Below are 18,959 nucleotides of genomic sequence, written 5' to 3'. Positions count from 1 at the left end.
CTCATGACGTTCAGGTATCCTCCATTCTTCTTCCCCGGAGACAACATGAAACCCGCCAGTCTGTCCTGCCTGCCGATGTTCCCCGAAGCCCTGTTCAGCCGCCTGGTCGGGAGAACCGCGAACAGCGGGAAGAGCCGCCTGCTCTGGCCTCTTCTCCTCGCGCTGCTCGTCCTCTGCCTGTCCAGCCTCACGGGCTGCGCGATCTCCCGGCCTCAGACAAACACTCCGGAAAAAGCGTCGCCCGCGCAGACCCACATCGCCGGGAAGTGGCAGGTCGAGAATTCCTCGGCGGTCTTTGAGATCGCTTCGGCCGGCGACGGCATCGCGATTTCCGGCCTCGATTCTTCGGACGGCGAAGCGTTCGTGATCACGAACGTGAAATGGGACGGGCAGACCCTGGAGGCGGACTTCCTGATGCCTTCGACAGACTTCAGCACGCACTCCAGGCTGAGCCTCGCGGACAAGGACACACTGACCGGAAAATACGCCGACGGCTCCCCCGAGATCTGGCGGCGGATCCGTTAGTGGTTCCGCGCGGCCACGGCTCCGATCCCAGACCATTTCAGGACTTGATCCACCCCACCCGCCCCCCCCTTCTCCCGCCAGCGCGCAACCAAGCCAGGGCCAAGAGCCCCAGCGCGAGAATCGCGGAGTCGGAGGGTTCGCCGACGATGGGCGCCTCCGAGAACTGATTGACGATTCTCGAAACCCCCAGCGCCCCGCCGCCACCGAAGAAGGCGACGTAATCGAGCTGAATCGAGTTCTCCACACTCAGCCGGTCGGAATCGTCAAATACGTAGTAACTGTCAAACCAGCCCGAATCTGTTCCGGTTTTCTCCGCGCAGCCCGAATAGACGCTGGTTTCGAGCTCCGCACAGCTCAGGGCCAGATCAACCGGAGAGCCCGGAGAAGCCGGGGTCTGGTCGTCCGCCACCGATTCGCTGACGCGCCCGGTGAGGGACAGCCCCCCCGTATTGCGGAAGTCGCCATAACTGACGACGAGGTCCGCCCCCGCAAGGTTTGAACGGGGCGTCTGGCCATACATATTCAGTCTGCGCCCGTCAAACAGCAGGTCATAGCTCAGGGAGGCCGAGTAACTCGCATCGGGGCCTGAACTCTGGATTCGCCACGGATTCGCAGCGGAGGACAGGGGCTGGAAGACCAGTTTCCAGTCGAGTCCGGCCGCCGCAGCCCAGACCGCAACGGATTCACCGCCAAAGTTCCCCAGGGAGTCGCTGAAGTTCGAGAACTGCATCGTTTCGTAGACCGGCCCAGCCGGAGAAGCGTAGACCAGCTGCCGGACTTCGATGTAGTTCCCGGGAATCAGCGCTTCGGCCAACGAGCAGGGCGCACTTGCCGTGCACGTCAGTCGGGAGGCCTGCGCCGTTTGCAAGATGCAGATTCCGGCGAGGAGAACCAGGGCGGTGATCGTTTTCATCAAGGCATCTCCGAACTCAGCGCTTCAGATCTTGCGACGACGCATCAGGCCAAGCCCGACAAGGGCGGCGGCGGCAAGCGACAGGGCGCCGGGTTCGGGGACGACCGTCACGCTTCCGCTGATGAACAGGTACTCGCTGCCCCGGTTCCCCTTGCAGAAGTCGCCGAGGTTCGATGAGACGGATACGAAGCCGTCGCCCCTTTCGGTGCAGGCGCTCGCGCTCTCCAGATACCCGTCCATCGCCCTGATCGCGAGGACGTTATTGCCCTCGTGAAGATAGGGGGTCAGATCCAGCGTCAACGGAACCGGCTGATTGTGCTCATCCTGGTGCCCGTCCAGCGTGGCCGCCAGCACTTCATGGCCATTGATCACCAGATCGAAGAAGTCGTCGGCGATGATCGCTGCCGCACCGCGGAAAGAGGCGCCGGGTTTGATGAACAGCGAATAGCCGAAGAACACTTCAGTCGGTCCTGCGCCGCCATCGCCGCCCCCCGGACACAGCGTTCCGTCGCCCCCGCAGTACCACATCATGCGATTGGAATTGAGTTCCGTCGCCGAATTGCCATAGGGAGCCCAGGCCGCGACGCCGTCCGTCGACTGGAAATTCCCGATTCCCCACTGCTGACCGAGCGTATAGCTGTCCGTTGCGCGCCATTTCGCGCCACCGCTGATGTCGAAGCTCTGAGTTCCCGCACTGGCCCCTGCGCTGCAGAGCATCAGGCCGGCGATCAGGGATCCGGCAAGCGCAATCTTCGTTGAAGTCATCAGACTCTCCTTTATCCGTATTGAATGCGCGGCAAAACCGCGCATCGGGCATTTGCTTCTCAAGGCGACCAGCACAAGCCAGAAACGCGCCAGGCACGACAAATCAATACGGATCAAGGAGTTGGCAATAGAGGTGCGGGCAGCGCGGCCAAGTCTGTCAATTTTCCCGTCATACCCCGGCCCCCGGGCCCTTCAGTCGCCGGACCGCTCGTCGATCTGCCCCCGGAGGATGTCGGCCAGCGCCGACACGGTCGGATCGAAACACAGCGTCTCGCCACCGAAGACCAGATAGAGCGGCGTCTTGCGCACGGGCTGGTTCGCGACCGGCAGGCACTTGAGCTCGCCTGCCGCCAGCAGCGCCGCGATGCGCGGCAAGGGCAGCCAACCGTAGCCGACGCCGTGGCAGACCGCTTCGATCGCCGCATCGATCGTCGTGAAGGACCACAGCGAGCGCCCCCTGCGCATCTGCGTGCGCTGCTGCACCCGGTCGGCGATCGCGACCAGCAGGTGCTGGTCGAGCTGGGCCGCGCTCAGCGGCCCTTCCATCCGGTGCAGCGGATGATCGGGGTGGGCGACCGCGACGAAATCCATGTTCAGCAGAAAGCTGCCCATCACCGCGTTCTCAGGCTTCAGCGTGATCAGGTAGAGATCCGCGTCCTGCTCGGCGAGCGCCTGCTCGCTCTCGGAGCGCAACACTTCCGCGACATGGACATGAACCTGGGGGTAGCTCCGCTGGAAGGATTTCAAGGCCGCAAACAGCTTGTCCTTCGGAAAGACCGTATCGACGATCAGGCTCAGGCTAGCCCGGACTCCGGCCCTGAGTCCCTGGGCGCGAAACTCCAGCTCGGAGAAGCTGGCCAGCAGGGGTTGGGCCTGGGCGAGCATCAGCCGACCGGTTTCGGTCAGCTCGGCGCGGCGCCCGACGATCTGCAGCAAGTCCATGCCGAGGCGCTGCTGCAATGTGCCGAGCGCGTAGCTGACCGAGGACTGGCTGCGGTTGAGCCGCTCGGCGGCCCGGGCGAAGCTGCCTTCGGCGATGACGGTCTGGAGCACGAACCACTGCTCCAGCGTGGTGGCTGGCAAGGAGGCCATTTGGTGTCCAGTGGGCGACTAATTGATCTGTTTTTTCGATCGTTTTTATCGAAAATCACAGACATTCTATCTAATTTTTTTGGATACCATCGTCTCGATCAAACAAGGACTGGAGAACATGCAGATGGCCACTTTCAACCAACACGACCTGAGCTCCTTCGTGGGCAAGCACCTCGTCTACACCTACGACAACGGCTGGAACTACGAGATCTACGTCAAGAACGAGCGAACCCTCGATTACCGGATCCACAGCGGCATCGTCGGCAATCGCTGGGTCAAGGATCAGCACGTCCATATCGCGCGCGTCGCAGAGGCGGTCTATAAGATCTCCTGGACCGAGCCGACCGGCACCGACGTGAGCCTGATCGCCAATCTTCAGGACAAGATCTTTCACGGCACGATCTTCTTCCCGCGCTGGGTCATCAAGGATCCGCAGAAGACGGTCTGCTTCCAGAACGAGCACATCCCGCTGATGGAACGCTATCGGGACGCCGGCCCGGCCTACCCGACCGAAGTCATCGACGAATTCGCGACGATCACCTTCGTGCGCGACTGCGGCCCCAACGACGACAGCGTCATCGCCTGTCCGGCCTCCGAGCTGCCCGCGGACTTCCCGCGCAACCTGCTCGCCTGAAAATCCCCCGAGGAGGAGTCATGAAACGCTTGTCTCTTGCGCTTGGAAATCTTGCCCCGCTGGCTCTGGCGCTGGCCGCCGGCTCGGCGCTGGCCTCCCCGCCCGAGCAGGCCTGCCAGGCCATGCTCTCGGCCGGGACGGCTAAGGTCCAGATCCAGCAGGCGGAGTACATCGCCGAAGGCCATGCTGCCAACGATCCACAGAGCGCGCTGACCGGCGCGAGCGCGTCGGGCGCCACGCTGCCCGCCCACTGTCGGGTGCAAGGGCTGATCGAAGCGCGAACCGGCGCGGACGGGCGCGACTACGGCATCCGCTTCGAGCTGCGCCTGCCGGACAACTGGCAGCACCGCTTCCTGTTCCAGGGCGGCGGCGGGCTCGACGGTTTCCTGGCCCAGGCGATCGGCAGCATCCCGGTTCACAGCTCGACCGCGGCGCCGGCGCTCTCGCGCGGCTATGCGGTGGTGGCTATGGACGGCGGCCACCAGGGCCGGGACGCGCGCTTCGCGCACGATCAGCAGGCACGGCTCGATTACGCCTATGCCGCGATCGGCAAGGTGACGACCCAGGCCAAGCGCCTGATCGCCCGCTACTACGAAGCGGAGCCGGAACATTCCTACTTCATGGGCTGCTCGAACGGCGGACGCGAGGCGATGCTCGCAGCCCAGCGCTACCCGACCGAATTCGACGGCGTCGTCGCCGCGAACGCCGGTTTCCGGCTGAGCCGGGCCGCGATCGGCGAGGCCTGGGACACTCAGGCCTTCACCGCGGTCGCGCCGAAGGATCGCCAGGGTCGGCCCATCCTGTCCCAGGCCTTCAGCGAGGCCGACCTGAAGCTGCTCAGCGAAGGCGTATTGAAAGCCTGCGACGGCGAGGATGGCATCAAGGACGGGATCATCAACAATCACCTCGCCTGCCACTTCAAACCGGAGACGCTGCAGTGCAAGGGAGCAAAGAAGGCCGGGTGCCTCGCCCGCGCCCAGGTCACCGCGCTGAACAAGATCTTCGGCGGCGCCCGGAACAGCCGGGGCGAAGCGCTCTACAGCGGCTGGCCCTACGATGCGGGAATCTCGGCGGAAGGCTGGCGGGCCTGGAAACTGGGTTCATCTCTTGAGGCCGACAAGCCCGATGCGCGCAACCTCGTGCTCGGCGCGCCTTCGCTGGGCGAGTACTACATGAGTCCGCCGGTCGCCAATTTCGATGTGCTGAAGTTCGACTTCGACCGCGATGTCGGCCGCGTCGCACAGACCGAAGCGCTGAACGATGCAACCTCGACCTATCTGAACAGCTTCGAGGCGCGCGGCGGCAAGCTCTTGATCGTCCACGGCCTGTCTGACCCGGTCTTCTCGGCCTCCGACATCATGGCCTGGTACGACCAGCTCGGTCAGGACACCGACGCGGGACAGCGCGACAAACAGCAGCAGTGGACGCGGCTCTTCATGGTTCCCGGGATGACGCACTGCGGCGGAGGCCCCGCGCTCGACGACTTCGATCCGCTCGCCGCGGTCGAGAACTGGGTCGAGCACGGCGAGGCTCCGGCCTCGCTGCCCGCCCGTGGGAAAGCCTTCCCCGGCAAGGAGATGCCGCTGTGCCCCTACCCGCAGCATGCGCGCTACCTGGGTGGGGACGCGAACAACCTCAAGTCCTACACCTGCGTCGAACGCGCGCGCTGATCCGCGCCAAGGATTGAGCGCCGAGAGGCCCCCGCAGCGCGCGAGCACCGCGGGGGCGTCGCGGGCTGATGTCCGGCTACAGAACCATGGTCGCCGGCAGCAAACGATCGCACTCCCGCTTGACCACCGCATAGCACTCGCAGACCCGACTCTCCAGGCCAGGCCGGTCGAGTATCGTCATATGGCCGCGGTGGTACTCGATCAGCCCCGCCCTCTGCAAATTCCCTGCCGCCTCCGTGACGCCTTCGCGGCGGACGCCCAGCATGTTGGCGATGTGTTCGTGGGTCACGATCAGTTCGCGGGAAGGCAGGCGGTCAAGGCTCAGCAGAAGCCAGCGACAAAGCTGCTGCTCAAGGGAGTGGCGCCGGTTGCAGACCGCCGTCTGAGCCATCTGGGTGAACAAGGCCTGGGTGTAGCGGAGCAGCACGCGCTGCATAGGTCCTGAACGGCAGAACTCCTCCTTCAGATATTGCCCCTTGAGCCGGTAGGCGTCTCCGGCACTCTGCACAACGGCCTGGCAGGGGGTGGTTTCGCCGCCCATGAAAAGCGAAACACCGATGACCCCCTCGTTACCGACCACCGCGGCTCCGACTGAGCATCCGTCTTCCATGACGCAGAGCAAAGAGATGATCGAGGTGGCGGGGAAGTAGGCATGGCTGATCCGCAGATCGGGCTCGCAGAGCACTTCGCCGAGAGTCAGTGAAACGCGTTCAAGATTGGGCAGAAGTCGCGCGCTCTCCTCTTCCGGCTGGGCGGCGAGGATGTGGTTATCAAAAGGGGAATGGAGAAGCATCGGCGATCTCCGGATCAAGAGCGGCGAGCGGACCAACTCGCTGGCTGGGCGGGGGCGGGAGAGAAGAGATCCCACTATAGATGTTCATTTTTCCTGTGTTCGTCAGCGCACCGACTCCGGTGATCCAGGCAGCTAGGGTGACCGGTGGTTTCGCCACGGCCGCCTGAAGCAAGCTCTCAGGCCTCAGTAAACAAGGCGGTCGAAGTGGCGCGCTCCGTCAAGGGCGTAAAAACCGTCAAGAACGACCTGATGGTCAAGTGAGGAGGACGAATCGCGAGCCGCCCCCGGACCGGGTACGGCCCGCGCATTCTCTACAGGGACGAAGGGGAAAGGACAGAGCGCCTCCCCTCCAGGAACCGTCCGGATACGGAGAGGATTGCCCGATTTCCGGAACGGGCTAACGGAGTCGGCTGAATATCGGTTTCCTTCCCTGAGACGATGTGCTTCGCTGTGCTTCTGTTTCCCGGAAAGGGGACTGCATTGAGCCTCAGCACAGAACTCCACACCACCCTGCGGCGCTGGGCAGGCAGGCTTCCCGGCTCGCTCCCTTCTGCAGAGCCCGCCGCCGAGCCCCCGCCTCTGCGCGCGGAGCTGTTCAGCACCGAGCAGATGGAGCAGCACGGCAAGGTGCTGGCGAGCGCGCACAGGCTCTCCCGAAAATGGGCACAGGATCAGCTGCTGGCCCGCCTGGCCGAGAACGAAAAAGCCCTCGCCGGGGTCTGTGCGCACCTGACGGAAGCGATCACCGCGAAACAGCGGATCACGCCAGCCGGCGAATGGCTGCTCGACAATTTTTACCTGATCGAAGAGCAGATCCAGACCGCCAGGCGGCACCTGCCCAAAGGCTATAGTCGCGAACTTCCCCGTCTGGCGGACGGGATTGCAGCCGGGCGACCGCGCGTCTATGACATCGCGCTGGAGATCATTGCCCACGGCGACGGCCGCGTCGACATCGAGGGATTGAGCCGTTTCGTCGCCGCCTACCAGAGCATTTCCGCGCTCAGTCTGGGCGAGCTCTGGGCCACGCCGATCATGCTGCGCCTGGCGATCATCGAGAATCTGCGCCGCGTTGCGATGAAGCTCGCCGCCGGCTGGAAAGAGAGAGATCTGGCGGACTTCTGGGCCGACCAGATGACGCAGACCGCCGAACAGGATCCCAAGAGTCTGATCCTGGTCATCGCGGACATGGCCCGCTCCAATCCGCCCATGCTGAGCACCTTCGTCGCGGAACTCGCCCGCCGCCTCCAGGGCAGAGGGCCTGCGCTGGCCTTGCCGCTGAGCTGGGTTGAACAGCGTCTGGCCGAATCCGGCCTGACGATAGAGCTGATGGTTCAGACCGAGAACCAGCAGCAGGCCGCCGATCAGGTATCGATCAGCAACAGCATAGGCAGTCTGCGCAACCTGGGCGCGATCGACTGGCGCGAGTTCGTCGAAGCGCAGAGCATCGTCGAGAAGATCCTGCGCGAGGATCCCTGCGGCGTCTATGCCGATATGGATTTCGCGACCCGCGACCGCTATCGGCACGCAAGCGAAAAAATAGCGAAGAAGAGCCGGCTCTCCGAAGGCGAGGTGGCCAGCAAGGCGATCGAACTCGCGCGCGCCAACGCGGCCGCCCCGGATCACGGCGAGCGGGCCGCTCACGTCGGCTTCTATCTGATCGACAAGGGCTTGCTGACCCTCGAAGAAGCAGTGCAGGTCCGTTTCTCGCTGGTCCACGCGCTGCGCAGAAGCGCGAGCCGCCATCCCCTGTTTCTCTATCTGGGGGGCATCGCGCTGATCACGAGTCTCGTCACGGCGGCTCTGCTGCGCCCAGCCCCGCTGATGCCGGGCTGGGCTCTGGGGCTGAGCGCGGCTCTGGTCGCGCTGGCGACGAGCCAATTGGCGGTGGGCGTGGTGAACTGGCTGAGCAGCCTGCTGGTCAGGACTTATCCGCTGCCCAAGATGGACTTTTCCGAAGGCATCACGCCGGCCGCGCGCACGCTGGTCGCAGTCCCCTGCATGCTCGCCAGCGCCGAGAGCATAGAGAACCTGGCCGAAGCGCTGGAAGTGCGCTTTCTGGCGAACCGCGACAAGCACCTGCATTTTTGTCTGTTGACCGATTTCTCCGATGCGCCCCGGCAGACCCTCGCCGAGGACGAAGCGCTGCTGGATCTGGCCAGGCGGCGGATAGAAGAACTCAACCAGAAATATGCGCGCGACGCCGGTTTGCGCTCGGACAGTCTCTTCTTCCTTTTCCACCGCCCCCGGCAGTGGAATCCGCAGCAGGGAGTCTGGATGGGTTTCGAGCGCAAGCGCGGCAAGCTTGCCGACCTGAATGCGCTGCTGCGCGGGGGAGCCCAGGACCGATTCTCGCTGATCGTCGGCGATACGGCGCCCCTCGCCCAGGTGAAGTATGTGATCACGCTGGATACCGATACCCAGCTGCCCCGCGATGCTGCGCGGAAATTTGTCGCGACGATGGCGCACCCGCTGAACCGCCCCCGCTTCGATCAAAAAAAGGGACGGATCACCGAAGGCTACGGCATCCTGCAACCGAGCGTGGCGCTGAGCCTGCCGGGAAGCAACCGCTCGCTCTACGCCCGCCTGTATGGCGGAGAGCCCGGGATCGACCCCTACACGCGCGCGATATCCGATGTCTATCAGGATGTGTTCAGAGAAGGCTCGTTCATCGGCAAAGGGATCTACGACGTCGACGCGTTCGAGCAAGCGCTGCACGGGCGTTTGCCGGACAACCGGATCCTCAGCCACGACCTTCTGGAGGGTTGTTACGCGCGCTCGGGACTGCTCAGCGATGTGCCGCTGTACGAGGACTACCCGCCCCATTACAGCGCCGATGTGAGCCGCCGCCGGCGCTGGATACGCGGCGACTGGCAGCTCGCCGGGTGGCTGCTGCCGCGGGTGCCGGCGCCCGGCGGAAGCCGCGCGAAAAATCCGCTCTCGGCGCTGTCGCAGTGGAAACTGCTCGACAATCTGCGCCGCAGCCTGGTTCCCGCAGCGCTGACGGTTCTGCTTCTGCTCGGATGGACGGTCCTGGAACCCGCCTGGCTATGGACTCTGGCGGTGATCGGCATCCTGGTGATCCCGTCGCTGTGCGCGCTGCTCTTCGATCTGTTGCGCAAACCTGCTGAGGTGCTGCTCCGGCAGCACCTTGCCGCGCTCGCTCACTCGCTCGTCCAGCACCTGACGCAGCGGGCATTCGAACTCGCCTGTCTTCCCTATGAAGCGTATTTCAGCCTGGACGCTATCGTGCGGGCGAACTGGCGGACTCTGGTGACGCACAAGCGCCTGCTCGAGTGGAAGCCGTCGGGTGAGACGGCGCGGGATTCTGCCCACCCGCAGAACGAGCTGGCCGCATCACTGCGCTCGATGTGGATTGCCCCGCTGATCGCGGTGGGGGCCGGCGCTCTGGTGTGGGCATCCAGGCCTGCCGCGCTGGCCGTGGCCAGCCCGGTGCTCTTGCTCTGGTTCGCGTCCGCAGCCATCGCCTGGCGCATCAGTTGCCCGCTCGTCCCCCGCTCCGCCGCATTGAGCCCTGCGCAGAAGATTTTCCTGCGGACGATTGCCCGGCGCACCTGGGCATTCTTCGACCGCTTTGTCGGCGCGGAAGAGAACTGGCTTCCTCCCGACAATTTCCAGAGGTACCGGGGCATCGCAATTGCGCACCGCACCTCGCCGACCAACATCGGCTTGGCGCTGCTGGCCAACCTTTCCGCCTATGACTTTGGCTATATCCCGGTCGGCTCACTCGTCCAGCGCACCGCTAACACCTTGCGCACGCTGGAAGTTCTGGAACGACATCGCGGGCACTTCTTCAACTGGTACGACACCCAGACCCTGCAGGCTCTGCCGCCACGCTACGTTTCGACCGTCGACAGCGGCAATCTGGCCGGCCATCTGTTGACCTTGCGCAGCGGGCTGCTCGCGCTCGCCGACGATCCCGTCTTCTCCGCAAAGACCTTCGACGGACTGAGCGACACGCTCGAAGTCCTTGCCTCCTCTCTGGACCCCCGGACGGCCGCGAAGGCGGAAGCCTTCCGGCATGAACTCGGGACCGCTCAGAGCCTGCGTGACCGCTCACTGGCGGATACCGATACCGCGCTGCGCGCTCTGCTCGAGCGCGCCACGGATCTGCTGGCCGACATCGTCGCGAAGCCCCAAGCCCCCGACGAAGACTCTCTCGCCGATGACACGCAAGCCTGGGCGGAGGAGCTGGTCCGGCAGTGCCGCGAAGCACTCGACGAACTCACGCTGCTCGCTCCGTGGCTGGAACTGCCGGCCGCCCCCTCCGGGCTGGAAAGCGTCTCCACCGCCGCGCTGATCGCCACCCCCTTGAGTCTGAGGACCCTGGCCGCTCTGGAAGAGCAACTGTGCCCGGACCTGAGCGCCCGCCAGGAGGCCAATCCGGATCCTGCGCAGCGCGCCTGGCTCGCCGGCCTGAACCAGCGCATCCGGCAGGGCAGTCGGCACGCCAGCGCCCGGATCGCGGAAATCGAAAAACTGGCGAGCCAGGCCTCGGCGCTCGGGCACATCGAATATGACTTCCTGTTCGACAAGAGCCGCCATCTGCTGAGCATCGGTTTCAACCTCGATGAACGGCGGCTGGACGCGAGCTACTACGACCTGATGGCGTCCGAAGTCCGGCTGGGCTGTTTCGTCGCGATCGCTCAGGGACAGCTGCCGCAGGAGAGCTGGTTCGCGCTGGGACGTCTGCTCACCCACCAGAGCGGCGAGCCGGTTCTGCTGTCGTGGAGCGGTTCGATGTTCGAATACCTGATGCCGCAGCTGGTGATGCCGAGCTACGAACACACCCTGCTCGACCAGACCAGCAAGGCCGCGGTGAAGAGGCAGATCGCCTATGGGAATCAGCGCGGAGTGCCCTGGGGAATATCGGAATCCGGCTACAACATCGTCGACCTGCACCTGAATTACCAGTACCACGCTTTCGGAGTACCGGGCCTGGGGCTCAAGCGCGGACTGGCCGAGGATCTGGTCATTGCCCCCTATGCCTCGGTGCTGGCGCTGATGGTGGCGCCCGAACAGGCGTGTCTGAATCTGCAGCGGCTCGCCGCCGAAGGATTCGTCGGGAAATACGGTTTCTTTGAAGCGATCGACTACACGCCGGCGCGGCAGCGGCGCGGCGAATCCCGCTCCATCGTCAGATCCTTCATGGCTCACCACCAGGGCATGAGCTTGCTCGCACTGGCTTACCTGATCCTGGGCCGCCCGATGCAGAAACGCTTCGCGGCGGACCGGGAGTTCCAGGCTGCCCTGCTGCTGCTCCAGGAGAAGATTCCCCGCGCCACGGCGCAGCTGCCGCGCACCGCACTGCTCTCCGAGGCGGGCCTCGCCACGGCCGCCGCCGAAGTGCCGATCCGGGTCTTCAATCGCCCCGACACTCCGCTACCCGAAGTCCAGCTGCTGTCCAACGGTCGCTACCATGTCGTGGTCAGCAATGCCGGAGGCGGCTACAGCCGCTGGAGAGAGCTCGCGGTCACCCGCTGGCGCGAAGATGGCACCTGCGACAACTGGGGCACGTTCTGCTATATCCGCGATCTGGCCAGTGGCACGGTCTGGTCGAACAGCCATCAACCGACGCGGCAGAAAGCCCTCAGTTACGAGGCCATCTTCTCCGAGGGCAGAGCCGAATTCCGCAGGCGCGACTCGGTCGGCGGCGACGGAGCCGATTTCGAAACCCATACCGAGATCGTCGTGTCGCCGGAAGACGATATCGAGCTGCGCCGGGTTCGCATCACCAATCGCTCGGCGCTGCGCCGGGAGATCGAGGTGACCAGCTATGCCGAAGTGGTGATCGCGCCACCGGCTGCGGACGCGCTCCATCCGGCCTTCAGCAATCTCTTCGTGCAGACCGAGATATTGAAGGAGAAGCGGGCCATCCTCTGCACCCGCAGACCGCGCACCCTGGGCGAATTCCCGCCCTGGATGCTTCACCTCGTCGTCGTGCACGAGGCCGACACCGGAGAAGCGTCCTTCGAGACCGACCGGATGCGTTTCATCGGCCGCACGCGCAGCGCAGCCGCGCCGCTGGCGATGAGCGAACCGATGGCGCTCTCGGGCACGGATGGCTCGGTGCTGGATCCCGTCGTCGCGATCCGCTACCCGATCAGTCTGGCCTCGGGACAGTCCGTCACCATCGACATCGTGTCGGGCATCGCGGAGAGCCGCGAGCTGGCCGTCGGTCTGATCGGGAAATACCAGGACAGACACCTCGCCGACCGCGTCTTCGACCTGGCGTGGACGCACAGCCAGGTGGTGCTGCGTCAGCTCAATGCCAGCGAAACCGAGTCCCAGCTCTATGCACGCCTGGCCAGTTCGGTCATCTACGCCAACGCCTCGCTGCGCGCCGAAGCCGCCGTGCTGATCCGGAACCGGCGCGGGCAGTCGGGCCTCTGGGGTTATGCGATCTCGGGCGACCTGCCCATCGTGCTGTTGCAGATCGCCGACACCGCCAATATCGAGCTCGTGCGCCAGCTGATCCAGGCCCACGCCTACTGGCGCCTCAAGGGGCTGGCCGTCGATCTGGTGATCTGGAACGAAGACCATGCCGGTTACCGTCAGAGGCTGCAGGACCAGATCATGGGGCTGATCGCCTCGGGCATCGAGGCGAGCGTGATCGACCGGCCGGGCGGCATTTTCGTGCGCCAGGCGGATCAGATATCGAGCGAGGATCGCATCCTGCTCCAGGCTGTCGCGCGCGCCGTGCTCACCGACGGACGGGGAAGCCTGTCCGAACAGCTCAACCTACGCCTCCCCGTCGAAGCGCGGATGCCGCGCTTCACGGCCAGCCGAAACCGCCGCCCCGAGCCCTCTTCGCCGCTGCCGCGCCGCGATCTGATCCTGTTCAACGGGCTGGGCGGCTTCACGCCCGACGGACGCGAGTATGTGATCACGCAGGCCCCGGGCGAGGCGACTCCCGCCCCCTGGGTCAACGTGCTGGCAAACCCGCACTTCGGAACCATCGTCTCCGAGGGGGGCGCCTCCTACACCTGGAGCGAAAACGCCCACGAGTTCCGCCTGACTCCCTGGCACAACGATCCGGTCAGCGATCCGGGCGGCGAGGCCCTCTATCTGCGCGACGAAGAGAGCGGCCTGCTCTGGTCGCCAACCCCTTCCCCGGTGCGCGGCACCGAGCCCTGCGTGATCCGGCACGGATTCGGCTACAGCGTCTTCGAGACCCGGGCGGAAGGCATCAGCTCCGAGCTGTGGGTCTATGTCGCGGTGGACGCCGCGGTGAAATTCTCGGTTCTGAAGCTACGCAACGAATCGGGCCGGCCGCGCAAGCTCTCCGCGACCGGCTATGTCGAGTGGGTGCTGGGCGATCTGCGCGCGAAATCGGCGATGCATCTGAGCACCGAGATCGACTCGCTGACCGGCGCGCTTTTCGCGCGCAACCCGTACAACACCGAGTTCGCCGATCGCGTCGCCTTCTTCGATGTGGACGACCCGATGCGCGGCCTGAGCGGCGACCGGAACGAGTTTATCGGGCGCAACGCTTCGCTGAGCGACCCGGCGGCGCTGCACCGCACGCGTCTTTCCGGGAAAGTGGGCGCGGGCCTCGATCCCTGCGGCGCGCTGCAGGTGTTCGTCGATCTGGCCGCGGGACAGGAGCGCGAAATCGTCTTCCGGCTCGGCGTCGGTCGCACCGCCGAGGAAGCCGGGGCGCTGGTGCAGCGCTTCCGTGGTCCCCTGGCGGCGCGGGGAGCGCTCGAAGCGGTATGGCGGCAGTGGACGCAGACCCTGGGGGCGGTGCAGGTAGAAACCCCCGATCCGGCGGTCAATGTGCTCGCCAACGGCTGGCTGGTGTACCAGACCCTGGCCTGTCGCCTCTGGGCACGCAGCGGCTACTACCAGTCGGGCGGCGCTTTCGGTTTCCGCGACCAGCTGCAGGACGCGATGGCGCTGATCCACACGGAACCCGAACGGCTGCGCGAACACCTGCTGCTGTGCGCAAGCCGGCAGTTTCTGGAAGGCGATGTCCAGCACTGGTGGCATCCGCCCACCGGCAGAGGAGTCCGCACCCATTGTTCCGATGACTACCTGTGGCTCCCGCTGGCGGTCTGCCGCTATGTGAAGAGCACGGCGGACACCGGCGTGCTGGACGAGATCGCCCCCTTCCTCGAAGGCCGGCCGGTCAATGCCGGAGACGACTCGTACTACGACCTCCCCGGCCGCTCGACCGAGCAGGCCAGCCTGTACCAGCACTGCGTGCGCGCGATCCGGCACGGCCTCAGATTCGGCGCGCACGGTCTGCCGCTGATCGGATCGGGCGACTGGAATGACGGCATGAACCTGGTCGGCATCGACGGCAAGGGCGAGAGCGTCTGGCTGGGCTTCTTCCTCTGCGCCGTGCTCAAGGAGTTCTCTGCATTGGCCAGCGCCCAGGGGGATCCGGGCTTTGCCCGGGAGTGCGCGGACGCAGCCGAAGGCTTGAGCCGGAACATCGAAAAGCACGGTTGGGACGGCGCCTGGTATCGCCGCGCCTACTTTGACGACGGCACGGCTCTGGGTTCGGCCAGCAACGAAGAGTGCCGGATCGATTCGATCTCGCAGAGCTGGTCCGTGCTGTCCGGCGCCGGCGATCCGGCGCGCTCGCGGATCGCGATGGGAGCGGTCGACCGGCACCTGGTGCGCCGCGAGGCGGGTCTCGTCCAGCTCCTCGACCCGCCCTTCGACTCATCGGCTCTGGACCCCGGCTACATCCGCGGCTATGTGCCCGGCGTGCGCGAGAACGGCGGCCAATACACCCATGGCGCGGTGTGGACCGCGATGGCTTTCGCCGCGTTGGGGGACGGCGAGCGGGCCTGGGAAGTGCTGAACCTGATCAACCCGGTCAATCATGCGGACACCCGCGAGGGAATCGCGCGCTACAAGCTCGAGCCCTATATCGTGACCGCCGATGTCTATGGCTGCGCGCCGCACACCGGCCGCGGAGGCTGGAGCTGGTACACCGGATCCGCCGGCTGGATGTACCGGCTGATCGTCGAATCGCTGCTGGGCCTCGCGCGGGAGGCCGCCTCTCTCCATCTTCATCCCTGCCTGCCCGCGGCCTGGTCCGGCTTCAAGATCGACTACCGCTATCGAAGCAGCCTCTATCACATCGCGGTATCCGCCGAAGACCCGGGAATGGAGGGCGCGATGCGCGTGAGCCTCGATGGCGCCGCTCTGCCCGGCGCGACCCTCCCTCTTGCCGACGACCAGCGCGAGCACTGGGTCGAGGTGGCGATGCCCCGACACGCCGAGGCGCCGCCCGCCCACTGAAAGAAGCCCCCGGGCCAGGCCTGGCCCGGGGATCGCTCAGTAATCCCCGTCGGTCGAAGCCGACAGCGGGCGCCAGGCTTCGAGCTCGGAGCCGAGCTGCGCGATCTTGTCGGCAACGACACCCAGCGCGTTGCTGCCGGCCGCGAAGCGCAGCGGCGCATCGCGGCGTCCGGCCAGCTCGACGAGCGCGGCGCCCAGCTTGGCCGGGTCTCCCGCCTGCTGGTGATTGCGCCCGCCCATCTCGGCCCGCACACCGGCCGAAGAGCGCGCATAGTCTTCGATGCGCTGATCGCCGTAATCGACCGAACTCGGATCCAGGAAATCGGTCCGGAAAGGCCCGGGACGGACGATCACGACGCGGATCCCGAACTGCGCGACTTCGAGCGCCAGCGATTCGGAGAAGCCTTCGACCGCGAACTTGCTCGCGCAGTACAGCGAACCCCCGAGGAGTCCCCGCACTCCGGCCGTCGAGGACAGGTTGAAGATGACGCCCGAGCGCTGACGGCGCATCTGCGGCAGGACGGCCCGCGTCACATCGAAGAGGCCGAACACATTGACCTCGAACTGGCGCCTGACCCGCGCTTCGTCGCACTCCTCGAAGAGGCCCAATTGGCCATAGCCGGCGTTGTTGACCAGCACGTCGATCCGGCCGAAACGCCCGACCGCGGCCGCCACCGCGCGGCGAACCGCATCCTTGTCGCCGACTTCGAGTTCGAGCGCGAGCAGATTGCGCTCGTCCCCTCCCAGACTCGCCGCAAGCGCCGCGCTTTTGCGCGCCGTCGCGACGACCTTGTCGCCCGAGGCCAGGGCCGCTTTCGCGACTTCAAAGCCGATTCCACGGGAAGCTCCGGTGACAAACCATACCTTGTTCATGATCATTCCTTGCGTTGTTCGGGACAGCGAAAGGATAGGTGGGGGAGCGCAATACCCGGTTGCCGGAGGATTCCCTATCCTTGCCTGATCCTGTCAAAGCGCTTTCCCCTGAGAGGCGTCTGGCGCTACAGTTCCGCGATGGAATCCCTGAACAGCCTGCGCACCCTGATCGCCAGGCACTGCCCCGACGGTCGCCGCGACACCGCGATCCCGCGCGTGACACTGATGAGCACGCCCCGGGTCTCGACTCCGGTGCCGATGGTCTACGAGCCGCGGCTGAGCTTGGTCGCCCAGGGCGCCAAGCGCGTCGAGCTGGGCGAGCTGAGCCTCGAATACGACGCGGGTCGCTTCCTGCTCGTCTCGATCGACGTTCCGGTCTGCAGCGCGGTCAGCGAAGCGAGCGAAGAGAAGCCCTTCCAGGCCTTCTCGCTGAAGCTCGATCCGGCGGCCCTGGCCGGGATGCTGCTCGAATTCCCGCCCGCGGCAAAACCGCTGCCGCCCGAAGCCGGCATCGCCACCCACCCGCTCACCGCCGAGCTGATCGCCCCCGTCGTCCGCCTGCTGAGCCTGCTCGACACGCCCTCCGACATCGCGGCGCTGGCGCCATTGATCGAGCGCGAAATCCTCTACCGGCTGATCCGCGGTGGACAGGGCGAGATGCTGCGCCAGATCGCTCAGGCGAACAGCCGGCTGAACCAGATCGGCCGCGCGATCGCCTGGATACGCGGCCACTATGCCCAGCCCTTGCGGATCGACGCGCTCGCGGCCATCGCGGCGATGAGTCCTTCCTCGCTGCACCGGCATTTCAAGGCGGTCACCGCGCTCAGTCCCTTGCAGTACCAGAAGCGGATCCGCCTGCTCGAAGCGCGCCGCCTGCTGCTCGCCCGCCAGAGCGACGCGGCAAGCATCAGCTTCGCGGTCGGCTACGAGAGTCCGTCCCAGTTCAGCCGCGAGTATCACCGTCTCTTCGGCGCGCCGCCGATCCAGGATCAGAGCCGCATGCTCGCCGCCTGAGTGCCGCTCCTTGCCGAGGCATATACATTCGGTCACATTTTGTGTTCCGAATGACAGAAGCCCCCGTCCGGCCTCTGAAATACTGGCCGCAGCCATTCCACCGATCCCACTCTTCCTCTCCCATGCCCTCCTCCCCCACTCTTGACGCTCCCCGCGGTTTCGCGCGGCGCAAACCGCTGATCGCCCTTGTCGTCCTGGCCTTGCTGGCCGCCGGAGGCTGGGGCCTCTGGCACCGCTCCGCCGCCACGCCATCGGACAGATCCGGCCCGGCGGGCGGAGGCCGCGGCGGGATGGGCAGGCACGGCGGACCGGATCGACCGATGCCGGTCATCTTCGCGAGCGCCGAGAAAGCCGATGTCGAAGTCTTCCTGAACGGACTGGGCACCGTGACGGCCGCCGCGACGGTCGCAGTCCATCCGCGCGTCGACGGGCAGCTGATGCGCCTGCACTTCCGCGAAGGCGATACGGTCAAAGCCGGCGCTCTGCTCGCCGAGATCGATCCGCGGCCCTACCAGGTCCTGCTGACCCAGGCCCAGGGCCAGCTCGCCCGCGACAAGGCGCTGCTCGCCAATGCACATCAGGATCTCGCCCGCTACAAGACTCTGGTCGCCCAGGATTCGGCGACCCGCCAGCAGCTCGACACTCAGGAAGCGCTGGTCCGTCAGTACGAAGGCACGGTCAAGGCTGACCAGGGCAGCATAGCCAGCGCCCGGCTGCAGCTGAGCTACTCGCGGGTCACGGCTCCGGTCTCCGGCCGCCTGGGCCTGCGCCAGGTCGATGTCGGCAACGTGGTCCACGGCTCCGACGCGAACGGCCTGGTCACGATCACGCAGATCCAACCGATCAACGTCGTGTTCACGCTGCCCGAGAAGGAGATCGCTCCGGTCCTGCAGCAGATCGCCAAGGGAGCCCGGCTCCCCGCCTACGCGCTCGACCGCGACCAGAAGGCGACGCTCGCGACGGGCAAGCTCGCGACCGTCGACAACCAGATCGACACGACGACCGGCACGCTGAAGATGAAGGCGGAGTTCGCGAACACCGACGGCACGCTGTTTCCGAACCAGTTCGTCAATGTCCGCTTGCGCACCGCGACGCTGAAGGACGCGATCGTCGTCCCGAACGCGGCGATCCAGCGCGGCGCCATCGGCGCCTTCGTCTATGTGGTCGGCGACGACAAGAAGGTCAGGATCCGCAAGGTCGAGACCGGAACGGTCGAAGGCGAACGGACCGTGATCAGCAAAGGTCTCGCGGCCGGCGAGCACGTCGTGACCGACGGCACCGACAAGCTGCGCGAAGGCGCGAAGGTCGCCCCGCTCAGCCGCGAGGCGGCTGAAAAGGCCGCCAACGCTCCGGCCGCCCACAGCAAGGATGCGGGCAAGCGCCGCCGCGAAGCCCGCGAGTGAG

The 18,959-nt window shown here is 65.7% G+C and carries 11 protein-coding genes; 6 read left to right on the top strand and 5 right to left on the bottom strand.

All coding sequences use genetic code 11. From position 1 onward, the window contains the following. Positions 1–45: 45 nt before the first annotated feature. A complete protein-coding gene (locus ACHFB9_RS04060; protein ID WP_417069700.1) occupies positions 46–525 on the top strand; it encodes a hypothetical protein in 480 nt (159 codons plus the stop codon). Between the two features lie 37 nt (positions 526–562). Here ACHFB9_RS04060 and ACHFB9_RS04055 read toward each other — a convergent pair whose 3' ends face one another. From ACHFB9_RS04055 to ACHFB9_RS04045, 3 genes are all read right to left on the bottom strand, one after another. Next, the gene (locus tag ACHFB9_RS04055; RefSeq protein ID WP_417069699.1) at positions 563–1,438 is read right to left on the bottom strand and encodes a hypothetical protein; all 876 of its coding nucleotides are present in this window, start codon (positions 1,436–1,438) and stop codon (positions 563–565) included. A gap of 24 nt (positions 1,439–1,462) precedes the next feature. Then, positions 1,463–2,203, bottom strand: coding sequence for a PEP-CTERM sorting domain-containing protein (locus ACHFB9_RS04050; RefSeq protein ID WP_417069698.1), 741 nt, complete (start codon positions 2,201–2,203; stop codon positions 1,463–1,465). Positions 2,204–2,395: 192 nt separating this feature from the next. After that, on the bottom strand, positions 2,396–3,295 hold the full coding sequence (locus ACHFB9_RS04045) for a LysR family transcriptional regulator (RefSeq protein ID WP_417069697.1): 900 nt from the start codon (positions 3,293–3,295) through the stop codon (positions 2,396–2,398). Between the two features lie 124 nt (positions 3,296–3,419). On the opposite strand from ACHFB9_RS04045, the gene ACHFB9_RS04040 reads away from it, so the two are divergent. Beyond that, positions 3,420–3,929 carry a phenolic acid decarboxylase gene (locus ACHFB9_RS04040; protein ID WP_417069696.1) on the top strand — a complete coding sequence of 170 codons (510 nt, stop codon included), beginning with the start codon at positions 3,420–3,422 and terminating at the stop codon, positions 3,927–3,929. A 20-nt stretch (positions 3,930–3,949) separates the two neighbouring features. Next, entirely contained in the window at positions 3,950–5,599 is a 1,650-nt protein-coding gene (locus ACHFB9_RS04035; protein WP_417069695.1) for a tannase/feruloyl esterase family alpha/beta hydrolase, read from the top strand. 76 nt (positions 5,600–5,675) lie between these two features. Here the strand turns inward: ACHFB9_RS04035 and ACHFB9_RS04030 are convergent, their stop codons facing one another. After that, positions 5,676–6,392: a Crp/Fnr family transcriptional regulator gene (locus ACHFB9_RS04030; protein WP_417069694.1), complete on the bottom strand. Its 717-nt coding sequence runs from the start codon at positions 6,390–6,392 to the stop codon at positions 5,676–5,678. A gap of 480 nt (positions 6,393–6,872) precedes the next feature. Between ACHFB9_RS04030 and ACHFB9_RS04025 the strand changes: the two genes are divergently transcribed. After that, on the top strand, positions 6,873–15,668 hold the full coding sequence (locus ACHFB9_RS04025) for a GH36-type glycosyl hydrolase domain-containing protein (RefSeq protein WP_417069693.1): 8,796 nt from the start codon (positions 6,873–6,875) through the stop codon (positions 15,666–15,668). A gap of 36 nt (positions 15,669–15,704) precedes the next feature. On the opposite strand, the gene ACHFB9_RS04020 is transcribed toward ACHFB9_RS04025, so the two are convergent. Further along, positions 15,705–16,541 carry an oxidoreductase gene (locus ACHFB9_RS04020; protein WP_417069692.1) on the bottom strand — a complete coding sequence of 279 codons (837 nt, stop codon included), beginning with the start codon at positions 16,539–16,541 and terminating at the stop codon, positions 15,705–15,707. A gap of 138 nt (positions 16,542–16,679) precedes the next feature. On the opposite strand from ACHFB9_RS04020, the gene ACHFB9_RS04015 reads away from it, so the two are divergent. Further along, complete coding sequence (locus tag ACHFB9_RS04015) at positions 16,680–17,555, top strand: AraC family transcriptional regulator N-terminal domain-containing protein (protein WP_417069691.1); 876 nt, start codon at positions 16,680–16,682, stop codon at positions 17,553–17,555. Between the two features lie 122 nt (positions 17,556–17,677). Beyond that, on the top strand, positions 17,678–18,958 hold the full coding sequence (locus tag ACHFB9_RS04010; protein WP_417069690.1) for an MdtA/MuxA family multidrug efflux RND transporter periplasmic adaptor subunit: 1,281 nt from the start codon (positions 17,678–17,680) through the stop codon (positions 18,956–18,958). Position 18,959: the final 1 nt, after the last annotated feature.

Source organism: Niveibacterium terrae (genome assembly GCF_048213115.1).
Classification (GTDB): Bacteria; Pseudomonadota; Gammaproteobacteria; order Burkholderiales; family Rhodocyclaceae; genus Niveibacterium; species Niveibacterium terrae.
Note: the sequence above shows the minus strand (reverse complement) of the source record. Positions and strands in the feature narration are given on the sequence as shown.

Excerpts from the sequence above, each read along its gene's own strand:
- ACHFB9_RS04060 (WP_417069700.1), top strand. The coding sequence starts at position 46 with ATGAAACCCGCCAGTCTGTCCTGCCTGCCGATGTTCCCCGAAGCCCTG.
- ACHFB9_RS04055 (WP_417069699.1), bottom strand. The coding sequence starts at position 1,438 with ATGAAAACGATCACCGCCCTGGTTCTCCTCGCCGGAATCTGCATCTTG.
- ACHFB9_RS04050 (WP_417069698.1), bottom strand. The coding sequence starts at position 2,203 with ATGACTTCAACGAAGATTGCGCTTGCCGGATCCCTGATCGCCGGCCTG.
- ACHFB9_RS04045 (WP_417069697.1), bottom strand. The coding sequence starts at position 3,295 with ATGGCCTCCTTGCCAGCCACCACGCTGGAGCAGTGGTTCGTGCTCCAG.
- ACHFB9_RS04040 (WP_417069696.1), top strand. The coding sequence starts at position 3,420 with ATGGCCACTTTCAACCAACACGACCTGAGCTCCTTCGTGGGCAAGCAC.
- ACHFB9_RS04035 (WP_417069695.1), top strand. The coding sequence starts at position 3,950 with ATGAAACGCTTGTCTCTTGCGCTTGGAAATCTTGCCCCGCTGGCTCTG.
- ACHFB9_RS04030 (WP_417069694.1), bottom strand. The coding sequence starts at position 6,392 with ATGCTTCTCCATTCCCCTTTTGATAACCACATCCTCGCCGCCCAGCCG.
- ACHFB9_RS04020 (WP_417069692.1), bottom strand. The coding sequence starts at position 16,541 with ATGAACAAGGTATGGTTTGTCACCGGAGCTTCCCGTGGAATCGGCTTT.
- ACHFB9_RS04015 (WP_417069691.1), top strand. The coding sequence starts at position 16,680 with ATGGAATCCCTGAACAGCCTGCGCACCCTGATCGCCAGGCACTGCCCC.
- ACHFB9_RS04010 (WP_417069690.1), top strand. The coding sequence starts at position 17,678 with ATGCCCTCCTCCCCCACTCTTGACGCTCCCCGCGGTTTCGCGCGGCGC.